Annotated in this window: 11 protein-coding genes, 2 tRNA genes and 1 pseudogene; 10 read left to right on the forward strand and 4 right to left on the reverse strand. The window is 62.9% G+C overall.

What is annotated here, in order from left to right:
- Positions 1-3: 3 nt before the first annotated feature.
- Both ACP8LP_RS08150 and ACP8LP_RS08155 read right to left on the reverse strand, forming a co-directional pair.
- Positions 4-1596, reverse strand: coding sequence for a Y-family DNA polymerase (locus tag ACP8LP_RS08150; protein WP_484483081.1), 1593 nt, complete (start codon positions 1594-1596; stop codon positions 4-6).
- The gene (locus ACP8LP_RS08155; RefSeq protein WP_063279764.1) at positions 1586-2182 is read right to left on the reverse strand and encodes a hypothetical protein; all 597 of its coding nucleotides are present in this window, start codon (positions 2180-2182) and stop codon (positions 1586-1588) included. The genes ACP8LP_RS08150 and ACP8LP_RS08155 overlap by 11 nt, the downstream gene beginning before the upstream one ends.
- A gap of 333 nt (positions 2183-2515) precedes the next feature.
- Here ACP8LP_RS08155 and ACP8LP_RS08160 point away from each other — a divergent pair, with 333 nt between their 5' ends.
- The 6 genes from ACP8LP_RS08160 to ACP8LP_RS08185 all read left to right on the forward strand — a co-directional run bounded on the left by ACP8LP_RS08160 (position 2516) and on the right by ACP8LP_RS08185 (position 8274).
- On the forward strand, positions 2516-3670 hold the full coding sequence (locus ACP8LP_RS08160) for a MurT ligase domain-containing protein (protein WP_484483368.1): 1155 nt from the start codon (positions 2516-2518) through the stop codon (positions 3668-3670).
- Positions 3667-4395 (forward strand): type 1 glutamine amidotransferase, encoded by a 729-nt coding sequence (locus ACP8LP_RS08165; protein WP_065673691.1) that lies wholly within the window; start codon positions 3667-3669, stop codon positions 4393-4395. Before ACP8LP_RS08160 ends, ACP8LP_RS08165 begins: the two co-directional genes overlap by 4 nt.
- A 56-nt stretch (positions 4396-4451) precedes the next feature.
- Positions 4452-4524: transfer RNA gene (locus tag ACP8LP_RS08170), tRNA-Lys, on the forward strand.
- A gap of 401 nt (positions 4525-4925) precedes the next feature.
- Positions 4926-6239, forward strand: coding sequence for an ABC transporter substrate-binding protein (locus tag ACP8LP_RS08175; RefSeq protein ID WP_484483082.1), 1314 nt, complete (start codon positions 4926-4928; stop codon positions 6237-6239).
- Between the two features lie 113 nt (positions 6240-6352).
- Positions 6353-7399, forward strand: coding sequence for a carbohydrate ABC transporter permease (locus tag ACP8LP_RS08180; protein WP_016665894.1), 1047 nt, complete (start codon positions 6353-6355; stop codon positions 7397-7399).
- On the forward strand, positions 7396-8274 hold the full coding sequence (locus tag ACP8LP_RS08185; RefSeq protein ID WP_484483083.1) for a carbohydrate ABC transporter permease: 879 nt from the start codon (positions 7396-7398) through the stop codon (positions 8272-8274). The genes ACP8LP_RS08180 and ACP8LP_RS08185 overlap by 4 nt, the downstream gene beginning before the upstream one ends.
- A 99-nt stretch (positions 8275-8373) precedes the next feature.
- Here ACP8LP_RS08185 and ACP8LP_RS08190 read toward each other — a convergent pair whose 3' ends face one another.
- Complete coding sequence (locus tag ACP8LP_RS08190; RefSeq protein WP_484483084.1) at positions 8374-8940, reverse strand: DUF3618 domain-containing protein; 567 nt, start codon at positions 8938-8940, stop codon at positions 8374-8376.
- 83 nt (positions 8941-9023) lie between these two features.
- Here ACP8LP_RS08190 and bcp point away from each other — a divergent pair, with 83 nt between their 5' ends.
- The 4 genes and pseudogenes from bcp (at position 9024) to ACP8LP_RS08210 (ending at position 11396) form a co-directional block, all read left to right on the forward strand.
- Positions 9024-9509 (forward strand): thioredoxin-dependent thiol peroxidase, encoded by a 486-nt coding sequence (bcp, locus tag ACP8LP_RS08195; protein ID WP_202711630.1) that lies wholly within the window; start codon positions 9024-9026, stop codon positions 9507-9509.
- A 52-nt stretch (positions 9510-9561) separates the two neighbouring features.
- Positions 9562-9643: transfer RNA gene (locus ACP8LP_RS08200), tRNA-Leu, on the forward strand.
- Positions 9644-10031: 388 nt separating this feature from the next.
- Positions 10032-10235: pseudogene (locus ACP8LP_RS08205) on the forward strand (lyase family protein); the annotation flags it as partial.
- Positions 10236-11396, forward strand: a complete 1161-nt coding sequence (locus ACP8LP_RS08210) for a lyase family protein (RefSeq protein ID WP_252906949.1) — start codon at positions 10236-10238, stop codon at positions 11394-11396.
- Here ACP8LP_RS08210 and ACP8LP_RS08215 read toward each other — a convergent pair.
- Entirely contained in the window at positions 11386-12261 is an 876-nt protein-coding gene (locus ACP8LP_RS08215) for a MurR/RpiR family transcriptional regulator (protein WP_484483085.1), read from the reverse strand. The two genes, ACP8LP_RS08210 and ACP8LP_RS08215, sit on opposite strands and share 11 nt — an antisense overlap.
- Positions 12262-12301: the final 40 nt, after the last annotated feature.

Here is a 12301-nt window from a genome sequence, read left to right on the forward strand (position 1 = left end):
CGATCACGCCTCGTCGTAACGAGCCTCGACCCACCAACGGTCAGCCGATCCCGCCAACACCCACGCCTGTTGGTCCTCGGTGACCAGCTGCATTCGCTCAACGGAGACGGCCGGGGTGCTCCACCACCTCTGGTGCACCGGCCATGGCCCGGCCCACGCGATGACACGCCGTCGCGAAGTGCCGTCATGAAACCATCCAGGGCTGATCGTCGGCAAGTCGGACGACGTCGTCAGTGGCATACCGTCAGTCGTCTCCAACCGAGCTGGCAGCGGACGGGAATACACAATCCCGGGAGCGGGACCGTCGAGGTGGCCCGGCCAGGGGCGATCCACCGGACGCGCGTCCTCGGCAACCGTCCCGAAAGGAACCAGTCGGCGTCGGTCCTTGAGCATCCGACCACCGGCGACTTCTCCCACTAGGACCCCTTCGGGGCCCAGCCTCTCCTGTAACTGGGAGATGACGTGGACGAGGTGCTCGGCGGGCCTGGCCCCAAACAATCCTTCGGCCGCCTCACCCGCACGATGGATGGTGGGAACGATCCGCACCGCCTCAACACCGGACTGGCAGAACTCATCAGCACCGAACTCGCCAATGCCCCGGGAAAGGTCGTCGAGCTGACGGGACAGTCGAGCCAACAGATCATCACCGCTGAATTGCCACGGTTGACGCCAGGTGCGCTCAGACAACCCAGCAGTGGCCCGGATGAGAATGCGGGCCTGGGAACATACCCGACCGCTGGCTGCCAGGCCGGCCATGAACTCCTCCACCACAGGACGCACCACGGCCACCACCTGTGCGCCGGAAGATTCCGGATCGTCGAGGACGACTTCCATGGCATCGTCGGCCTCGGGCCGGTGCGCCGACAGCACCGCGACGTCCATGCCACGTGCCCAATCGTGGGCGCGCTGACCGACCTCCGCGAACCGCCAGACGACATGCTGACGGTCCAGACCGGCGAAGGAGCCGACAGTCGTCAGACCGAGCTGACGCAAGGTCCGCACCAATGCCTCATCGGCTCGTCCGGTACGCGCCAGAACCGAGACGTCGCGGGGAGCCAGAAAGGCCGTGGACATGCCGGGACTGAGGATCTTGGGGCCATGACTCCCGGGGCCGGCCACTGCGGTGGCAGCCACCTCTGCCGCGAACAACCCGTCCGCCACCGAAATCCCCGTATCCGTGTACCCGATCCGAGCCAACACCTCGGACATGCGCTGCGCAGCGGCGCGTTCACCACCGTAGAAACGAGCAACTCCGCGAGCAGCCACCGCAGCCACCCCTGGGCGCACCACGTGGACCGAAGGGGCTACTGACTTCTCGATCTCACGAACCACCTCGTCGAAAAGGATCTCCTCAGAGGCGGGATCGTGGGGAACGACGACGGCCTCCGGGCACCGCAACTGGGCAGCCCTCACTCGCAAACCAGGGACCACTCCTTCCTCGGCCGCCCTGGGACAGCAGTCGACGACGACCCCGCGATCGACGACCAGAAGAGGGGCATCCCCAGGCTGACGTCGAGACGCCACCACGATTCGCCACCCGGGAATCACTGCCATGAGGACTCGAACCGGCGCGGCACTGAGTGGTTCAGCAGACATCAGCCACCTCCTCGGCGGGGTACACCCCGGTGCCGGTACGGATGAGCCGCACGGAACGGTTGTGGTGATGCCTCACCACGGTCACCTCAAGCTCCTGGGCCGACAAACAGCCGTACCCCTGACCAAGTCCCTGCCACCCCACAGTGCGGACATCGATTCGAGCGGCAGGGCTGGGCCAAGGCCCCAGCACCACCAAGGACGAGCCGCGAGAACGCAGCCTGGCCGTCAATCGCCTGCTGGCCGTCATCGGCAACGGCGGCGGAGCTGCAGCAAGAACGACATCGAGGCCCTCGATGAGAGTGGCCACCGTCTCAAGCCAGTTTCCTGGATGAGGCACGAGCACCAATCGTGACAGCTCCACCCCCCACTGCCGAGCCGCCTCAACACTGAGTTCGGGCAGCCCGACCACCCCACACCAGCCATGGGTGAGCAGCCCCAGCCCGACCGAGGAAGCCCCGTCCAGACGATAGACGGCGGGCATGAGACCACCGGGGAAAAGAGGTTGAAGCAATGGGTGGATGGCATGGCCACCGGGAACTTCCAGACCGTCGACACCACGGCTCACCAACTCATCGATGTCAACCATCACACACCCCCTCGTCCGGCGTCCGTCAGCCCGTCGCAGCCGACGGGAATTACCGTGACACGCGTGCCCGACAGGTTTCTCGACGACTGCCTGGAACAACAGCGAACACCCTTGCCAGCCAGCGTTTGGAGGTCATAGAGCCGTCCTCGTCACCGGCCGGGCACACCAGGGCCGTCATCCCTTCCTGCCATGATTGGGGCCATGACCTCGTCACCTCGAAGACACCGCACCTCCCCGCGGCTGCAACTGGCCCTGCTGGCCGGGCGGACAGCCGCAACAGCCTCCCGCCTGACGGGGAAGGGCTCAGGAGCATCAATTCGTGGTCGGGTGACGATGACGTTGGCTCCCCACGCCTTGCCTGAACTGCTGGCAGACCGTCGCATCGCCAGTGTCACCGGCACCAACGGCAAGACCACGACAACTCACTTCCTCACCGCCGCAGTGCGAGCTGGGACTCCTGACGGCCAACGAAGCGTCGTCACCAACGCCGATGGGGCCAACCTGCATCACGGCATCGTCTCGGCCCTGGGAGAGGCCCCTGCCGCCACCGTCGCCGTGCTGGAGACCGATGAGCGAGTCGTCGCCGACGTCGTTGCGATGGGCCGCCCGGAAGTGTTGGTGTTGCTCAACTTCAGCCGCGACCAGTTGGACCGCAACCACGAATTGACCTTCCTGGGACGCGACTGGCGTGATGCCCTGGAGAAAGCCGCTGAGCACGGTCCGACGGTGGTCGCCAATGCCTGCGATCCGCTCATCGTGTGGGTGTGCCAGAAGGCTCGTCACGTCATCTGGGTGGACACCAAGCCTCGCTGGACCGCCGACTCGACGCTGTGTCCCAACTGCGGCGCCGTCCTCACCCATGGCGAGGGCGGATGGGACTGCCCCGGATGTGAGCTGAGTCAGCCTGCTGCCGATTGGTGGGTGGAGGGTGACGAGGCCGTCGAGGCTTCCGGGAGACGATTCCACCTCGATGTCCAGGTGCCCGGTTCCTTCAACCTCACCAACGCCATCTGCGCCCTTGCCGCGGCCATCCACATGGGTATTCAGCCCGAGGACGCGCTGCGCGGAATTGCCACGGTGGAGTCCCCCGCCGGCCGCTATGCCACCTGCACCATCGGCGGCACCCATTGCCGTCTGCTGCTGTCGAAGAACCCTGCCGGCTGGACCGAATCCCTGCCGCTGACGACCTCCGATCCGCTGGTGCTCGCCATCGACGCGGTGGCCGCCGACGGCAAGGACGTCTCATGGCTGTGGGACGTCGATTACGAGCAACTGGCCGGACGAACCGTCATCTGCACCGGCCCGCGCGCACTCGATCTGGCCGTCAGGCTGCAATACGCCGGAGTGGAGCACGTCGTCATCGAGGATCTCGCCCAGGCCCTCAGCTCCCCACTGCTGGCCGGCACTTGGGACGCTGACCACCCCGTCGACGTGCTGTCGACCTACACCCCCTTCCAGAAACTGCGCCGACTCGGAGGACTGGCATGAACACCGACCGTCCCAAGATCGTCCTGCTGTACCAGTCCTTGTTGGGCATCTACGGCGACCACGGCAATGCAGTCGTCCTCACCAAGAGGCTGCAATGGCGCGGCATCGACGCCGAGCTCGTCACCGTCGAGCCCGGTCAGAAGGTGCCCACTGACGGGGCCGTCTATCTGCTGGGAGGCGGCGAGGACACCGCCCAGATCACCGCTGTCCGGGAACTCAAGGCCGATGGCGGACTGTTCACCGCCCTCGACGACGGCGCAATGCTCTTCGCGGTGTGCGCCGGCTACCAGATCTGCGGCAGGTCCTTCACCATCGGAGCCCGTGACGAGGTCATTGCGGGACTCGGTCTTCTCGACGCCGAGACCCGACGCGGCCCGGAGCGTGCCGTCGGGGAGGTTCTGCACATCTGGACCCAGCCCGACGGGAACACCTGCCCGATCACCGGTTTCGAGAACCACGGCGGCTGGACAGAACTTGGTTCTGACGCCAAGCCGCTGGCTGCTGTCGAGGTTGGTTGGGGCAACGGCAACCATCGCGACGAAGGAGCCGTGCAGGGGCGTGTCATCGGCACCTACCCGCACGGACCAGTTCTCGCACGCAACCCTCAGCTCGCCGACCATGTGCTCGAAATAGCCCTAGGACGCCATTTGGAGCCCCTCGACCTGCCCGAGATCACGGCGTTGAGACAGCGTCGAATCGATGCCGCACGCACTGGTCGGCCATGAACTCGTCACCTCGATTTTGCATCTTGGCCGAAGTCCGCTAATGTTTTTTCTCGCCGGCGCTGCTAGCTCAATTGGCAGAGCAGCTGACTCTTAATCAGCGGGTTCAGGGTTCGAGTCCCTGGCGGCGCACCGAAACGGAAGCCGTTCCATCCTGGAAACAGGATGGAACGGCTTCCTTCATGTTCGCATCCTGTACTCCTAATTTACCTTCTCCCGAGGCCAGAGATTGTCCAGTCACCAGCAGACGGCAATCCCAGGACACCGCTCGGAGCAATACCCTCCTTCCACAACGATTCAGACTGATCCAGTCATCTACCAACACCGCTCTGACCACCCCGGTGGGGGGAACGCCCCTCAATCCCACTTGTCGTGCACAATCATTCAGGTTCATCGCAAACCGACGTGCACACATGCCGGACAGTCGGTGTAATATCCTGCCTGAGGTTGTGCCCTATCGCACCCGCAGGAAATCGCTGATGCGTACGTGATGTCGCTGTCGACATCGCCCAGTTCAAGGAGGAAGAAGTCACATGACGCACTACACACACTCCCGCCGGGCCTTCATCCAGGGCTCCGTCGGAGCACTGGCGCTCGGTGCCTTGGCAGCTTGTTCCAACGGAGACTCGAAGGACTCCGGATCCAATAAGCCCGCAGCCAAGGGCGCAGACTTCACTGGTGAGGGCCCCATCAGCTGGGTGCAGGGCAAGGACTTCTCCGGTGGAATGGTCCAGAAGCGCATCGATGAGTGGAACAAGAAGTACCCCAAGGAGAAGGTCACTCTCATCGAGCTGTCCTCGGAGGCCGACCAGCAGCGTCAGTCCTTCATCAACGCCGCTCAGACGAACTCTGCCGCCTACGACGTCATTGGCCTCGATCTGGTGTGGGTTGCCGAGTTCGCGGCTAACCGCTGGATCGCGGAGATCCCGCAGGACATGAAGCCCGAAGGCGTCATTGACTCGGTGTGGGAGACCGGTTCGTACCGCGGCAAGCAGTTCGCCGTTCCGTATGCCACTGACGCCTCGATCATGTACTACCGCAAGGACTTCCTCGAGAAGGCCAAGGTCGAGGTTCCCAAGACCTGGGAAGACGTCAAGAAGGCCACCGAGGCCGTCCGCAAGCTCCCCGGCATGCAGGACATCGGTGGGTTCGGTGGCCAGTGGGCCAAATATGAGGGCCTCACCTGCAACATCTCTGAATTCATCAACACCTGTGGTGGTGCGATCGTCGACGACTCCGGGAAGGTGACCGTCGACTCCCCCGAGTCCATCAAGGGCATCCAGACCGCCGTCGACGCCTTCAAGTCCAAGCTCATCCCGACCGCAGCCCTGGAATGGAAGGAGGAGGACAGTCGTAACGGCTTCGAGTCCGGCAAGGTCCTCTTCCTGCGCAACTGGCCTTACCAGTACGGCAACGACATGAAGGAACTCGGACCCGACAAGTTCGGCGTCGCCCCGCTGCCCTCCATCGACGGCAAGGACTACATGCCGACCCTGGGCGGCCACAACTGCGCCATCACCTCCAACTGCAAGAACAAGGCCACGGCCCTCAAGTTCGTCAAGTGGTGGACCAACCAGGAGTCCGAGCAGTACAACCTCGAGAAGCAGTCCAACGCACCGATCTACGGCGAGTTGTACACCAAGGACGAGAACGTCAAGAGGCTCCCGTACCTGCCGACCCTGAAGGCCTCTCTGGACAGCGCCAAGGGCCGTCCGCATGCCGTCGCCTACGGTGACGTCACCGCGGCCATCCAGGACGCCATCTACCCAGCTCTCCAGGGCAAGACGGACGCCGAAAGCGCTGCCAAACAGCTGGCCGACAAGCTGAAGACGATCATCAAGAATTGATCGTCACGCAGAACTAACCACATGGATACGGTGGGGCGGGTCACTCGCCCCGCCGTATCCATGACATCGCTCGCACCACCCGGCGGACAACGCCGGGGACAAGGAGCTTCATCATGACCACTGCAACAGTGGAGAAGACCAACAAACGGTCTTCTCGGGCCAGGACTCAGGAACGCCTGGCCTTAGCTCTCATCACGCCAACCCTCATCGCCCTGACGATCGTCATCGTCATCCCAGTCATCCAATCGGTGAAGCAGGCCCTCTATGGCCAGCCCGGTCTGGATCCCGAAACTGGATTCGTCAACGACACCGAGCCGTTCGTCGGAATGAAGAACTTCACCGACATCTTCACCGGCTCCGGAGATCGATTCTGGAACGCGTTCTGGAACACCACGCTCTTCGGCGTCGTCACGGTCGTTCTCGAGACCATCCTGGGCGTCATCATGGCGCTCATCATGCATCGGGCGATCGCTGGACGAGGCGTCGTCCGAGCCGCCATCCTCGTTCCCTGGGCCATCCCTACAGCGGTCTCCGCCATTTTGTGGGGATGGATCTTCAACCAGAACGGTGTCGCCAACGCCATCCTCGGTCAGCACATCATGTGGGCCTCGGGCAACTGGACGGCCAAGTGGTCGATCATCATCGCCGACGTCTGGAAGACCGCCCCGTACATCGGTCTGTTGACGCTGGCAGGTCTCCAGGTAATTCCCACCGAGGTCTACGAGGCCGCCAAGGTCGATGGCGCCAATGCCTGGAAGAGATTTGTCTCGATCACCTTGCCATTGGTCAAACCGGCCTTGGTCGTCGCCGTGCTGTTCCGGACCCTCGATGCCCTGCGCATGTTCGACCTGCCGTTCATCCTCGTCGGCCCGCGCAGGAAGTCGGTCGAGACGCTGTCGATGCTGGTCCAGGACGAGGCCTCGAACCTGAGGTACGGCGCGGCCGCAGCCTACGCGATCATCCTGTTCCTCTACGTGTTCATCATCGCATTTGCCTTCATCAAGATCCTCGGCGCCGATCTCGTCGGTGACGAGCACAGGCGCAAGAAGATGAAGGCCACCACCTTCGTCAATGGCGGACGCCCTGGTGGACGTCGTGCCCGAGAGAAGGCCAACGCAGCACAAGCCGCAGCTTCGAGTGGCAAGGAGGTGTCGTCATGAGCACCGCTACTGCAACTGCACCGGGAGCCATCGACCAGGAGACCCACCACAAGAACGCCTGGGTCAAGGTACTGCCGGTCATCGGCATCGCCCTCATCGTCGTCTACTGCCTGGCGCCCTTCTACTGGATGGTCGTGTCCTCGCTGCGTCCTGACAACGAGATTTTCGACAACACGTGGTGGCCAGCTCACCCGTCGCTGGAGAACTACCAGGCCGTCTTCCAGCCAAACAACAACTTCCTGCGCGGGCTGGGGAACTCGCTCATCGTCTCGATCTCGGTGACGATCATTGCCCTGCTCATCGCCACCTTCGCCTCCTACGCCCTCGCACGGCTGGATTTTCGTGGCAAGGGCGGATTCCTCATCCTCATCATTGCGACGTCGATGTTCCCACTGGTGGCCATCATCGTCCCGTTGCTGAAGAACTTCTCGGCATGGCACTGGATCAACACCTACCAAGCCATGATCATCCCCGATCTGTCCTTCTCACTGCCTCTGGCCGTGTGGAACCTGACGACGTTCTTCAAGCAGATGCCCGACGAGCTGGAGCAGGCCGCGATGATCGATGGTTGCTCCCCCGCCCAAGCATTCCGCAAGATCATCCTGCCGCTGGCTGCCCCCGGCATCTTCACCACGGCGATCATCGTCTTCATCGGTGCGTGGAACGAGTTCCTCGTCGCCGTCACGATGATCAACGACCCGAAGATGGAACCTGCCACGGTGCTGCTGTCGAAGTTCACCGGTGCTTCCCAGTTCAACACCCCGTTCGGTTCCCAGATGGCCGCCGGTGTCATCATGACGGTGCCGCTGGTCATCATGGTGCTGGTCTTCCAGCGCCGGATCGTCGCCGGGCTGGCTGCCGGTGGTCTCAAGTGATGCCTGCTGGACAACATAGTTCGGCCCCGGTCCACGACGGACCGGGGCCGAATTGATACTGGGTCGGTGCGGTCGATCAGCTCATGCCGAACCGATCGGTCAAGCAGCACCCTCCTCGTGCTCAGCAGCGGCCTGTGCACGCAGCACGGCAGCCTGCTTCAGCATCTTCTCCGCAAGGTTGCTCACCGACGAGTCATCGGTGTCGAGCTTGCCGTACTTCTTGGCATTCTTCTTACCGAGCTTGGCGTTCCTCTTGGCAGCCTTGGCATCGTCCTTGCGACGCTGCTTAGCCTCCTTGCGAACCCGCTTGGCCTCGGAGAGCTGCAGCTTCTCGAGCTTGCGGCGAGCAGTGGTTCCGGTGGCGCGGCCGACGATCGCGCGCAGCACGATGATGCCGACGATGCCGGCAGCGAGCGCACCCCCGGCAATGCCGATACGATCCATCCGCCAGCCGTGCTCGCCCTTGACCTGGCCCTTCACCTGCTCGAACTCACCCTGCACGTAGTCACGGGCGCGATCGGTGGCCTCGCGCTTGAGGGTGGCCGGATGCACCTCCTCCACGAGGCTCTCCACCCCGGCCGCCAGACGAGCACGAGTCGCTGCAATGTCCCGCCTGATCTCATCAGCGGAGCGCTCGTCCTTCGCCTTCGACTTGCTATCAGCCATGTGACCCCTCCTGGTGCCGTGTCTGCGCTTTGCGCCGGCGTAGGCGCGGCGCTGGTCTAGCAACAGCCTATATCGTTGAGGTCATGAGCACCCGTCTTGAGCCCGGTAATGCGGCCCCTGATTTCACTCTGCCCGCCGCTGACGGCAATCAGATCACCCTTTCCGACTTCGCTGGCAAGCAAGTCATCGTGTACTTCTACCCCGCAGCCATGACGCCTGGGTGTACCACTCAGGCCGTCGATTTCACGACTCATCTGGACGACTTCGAGGGCGCCGGCTACGAGATACTGGGCATCTCGCCCGACCCGGTTGCCAAGCTCCAGAAATTCGTCGCCAAGGAGTCCTTGACGTTGACCCTGCTCTCCGACGAGGACAAGGAGGTCATGAAGGCATACGGTGCCTACGGACCCAAGAACGTCTACGGCAAGGAAATCGTCGGTGTCATCCGCTCCACCTTCATCGTCGATGTCGGTGCGGACGGTTCGTGCAGGATCGTTGAAGCCCAGTACAATGTTCGGGCCAAGGGCCATGTCGACAAGCTCTGCAGGGAGCTCAAGATCGACTGCTGATTCGGGAACACCGAGGGCCTATTGGTGGCCCGGGGGCCGCTACGACCCCTATGCCGGAGTGGTGGAATTGGTAGACACGCAGGATTTAGGTTCCTGTGCCTTGTGGTGTGAGGGTTCGAGTCCCTTCTCCGGCACCGTGTGACGAACATCGTCGTCACCACGTCAGGGAACCTCCCCATGGGTATACCCAGCTGTAGGGCCGAGCGTCTCGGCCCCAGGGTCATCCCCTCTTCCCTCAGTCTGTCAAGACCAATGACCTCACTGATGAGGAAAAGGGGATGATCGCCAGGGGCCGGATGGTCCAGGCTGTCTCCGCCTACCCGAGACGTACCGGCGTCTCGTCAGTAGAGGCGAAAGCAACCATCGATTCATTCCAACCAGGGCCGAGACAGCCCATGGGCCTCCCACGCGACTCCCACATCGGCCAGCGCAACGCACCAATGACGACGAACCGCATACCCCCATCCCGTCATCGTTGTAACATAACTTTCACCCTCAGCTAGTTATTAAAGGTGGCAAACAATGGCGTTCGGAGCCTTCGACAACCAGATCACCCGCCGTGGCTACGTCACAGCCCAGATGGACGAGATCTGGTCAGAACGATCGACAGTGCAGAGCTGGTATGACGTCGAGGCTGCACTGGCTCGAGTCCAAACCGCGATCGGCATGATCCCGGAAGGAACCGGGGCTCGAATCACCGAGCAAGCTCAGGCCACCGATGCCGTCATGGAGCAGATCTTCGGCGGGGGGACGGGCAATCCCTTCGCTCTTGGCCTCGACGCGCTGCGCTCCGCCCTTGACGACGACCGCCGTCCCTGGGTCCACTACGGCGCCACCACCCAGGACATCCTTGACACTGCCCGCGGCCTCCAGATCCGGGATTCCCTGGGCCTCATCGACGACTGCACTGACAAGCTCCTGGCGCGTATCCGTGACCTTGCCGGTGCCCATGCCAAGACCCTCATGGTGGCACGCACTAATGGTCAGCATGCCGTCCCCACCACCCTCGGAATGCGGTTCGCCCGCTGGGCCGCCGATCTCGAACGTTCCCGTGATCGTCTCACCGAAACCCGGCAACGTTGTCTCCTGGTGCAGTTCTCGGGAGCTGCTGGAACCTATGCCTCGATGGGGGAACACGGCACCACCGTCGCCATGGGAGTCGCAAAGGAGCTGGGTCTGGTGTGCGAGCTCATCGCCTGGCACGCTTCCCGCGACGGACTCACCGAGCTGGCATGTAACCTTGCCATCCACGCCCAGACCCTCGCGAAGATCGCCGAGGACCTCTACGACATGCAGCGCACCGACTTCCAGGAAGCCGCTGAGGCCCTCGACCCCCATCTGTCCGGGTCGAGCACCATGCCGCAGAAGCGCAACCCTTTCTCCACGATGAAAATCACGGCAGCCGCTCGTATGGCTGCTGGTGCCGCCGCGACCGTCCTCACCAACCCCCCTGGCGACTTTGAGCGAGACCATCGTCAGCTCGAGGTCGAACGCGACGCCATCCCCCGCATCCTCGCGGCGGTCGACGGAGCAGGACAGAAGCTCCTCGAACTCCTCGACGTGCTCGAGTTCAACGCCGGCCAGCTCGACGTCAATGCCCGTCGCGAAGGAGTTCTGCTCGTCAGCGAGGGAATCATGATGGAGCTTGCATCGCGGTTGGGTCACGAAGGAGCACACGACCTCCTCCAGGAATTCTCAGCCGCTTATCGAGCTGCCGGAACCAGCCTGCGCGAGTTCGTCGATGCCCGACCGGAGATCGCCGAAAAACTTGATGGCATCGACCTTGACGAGTTGTCCGACCCGTCGTCGTACACCGGTCTGTCTGCGGAACTGTCACGGCGTGTTGCTGCTGGTCAGCCGCACACTGGAACCGGTGTCACGGAGTGATGAAGACTCCCAGCTCGTCGAAGAGCTCCTGCATCCTCTCGACCCGCGAGCGTTCCATCTCTGGGTCTGCAGGGGCCAAGGCGGCCACCAGCGACTCCAACAGGATGAGATAGCAGGCCCGGGAGCGGAAAGCCGTCGAGGATTCCGATGCGACCAGCAGGACATGATCTGCGTAACGACGCATCGGGGTCGACGAACGGTTCGTCAGCAGGATCGTCGTCATGTCACGCTGATGGAACATCCGCAGGACCGACTCAACCATCCGCGAATGCCGGTCAAATACCGAGGCCAGCAGGATGGCGTCGTCGGGAAGATCGATGAGCTGATGGGCCATCCGATCCGTCGATTCCAACAGGACGACCTCGCGACGGTAGTAACGCACCAACATCTGGAAGTAATCGAGCAGCGGATGGCCGCTGGCAGCCGCAACGAGGTAGAGCGGGCGTGAATCGTCGCGAAGTACCTCGACGACGCGGTCGAAAGCTTCCCCGTCCATGGAATTGAGGCCGACGTCGATGCTGCGACGAGCAGCATCCATCTTGGAGCGCCACATCGCCCCGGGCTCATTGGTGGTGGGGCCATTCGTGGTGCGATCGCTGGGAAGATCGAAATTGACGGCCACTTCGTCGCGGAGGCTGCGTGAGAAGTCACGGAAACTGGCGTACCCGAGTTTGCGAACAAAACGGGTCACGGACGCAGTTGACGCACCTGTCGCAGCACTGATCTCGTCGAGGTTCTCCAGAGCCAGATGGGGAAATGAATCTTCAAAATACTGAGCAATGACAGCATCAGTCGGCGTCATCGCCTGCAACTCCCCCAACCGGGCGTACAGGCCGTCGCACGCCGAGCCCGTCGACTCAGCCATCGTCATCTCCTCCGCGGTTGAGAGCATGCTAGGACCGCCG

It is taken from the genome of Cutibacterium sp. LaCa_89 (assembly GCF_058177555.1).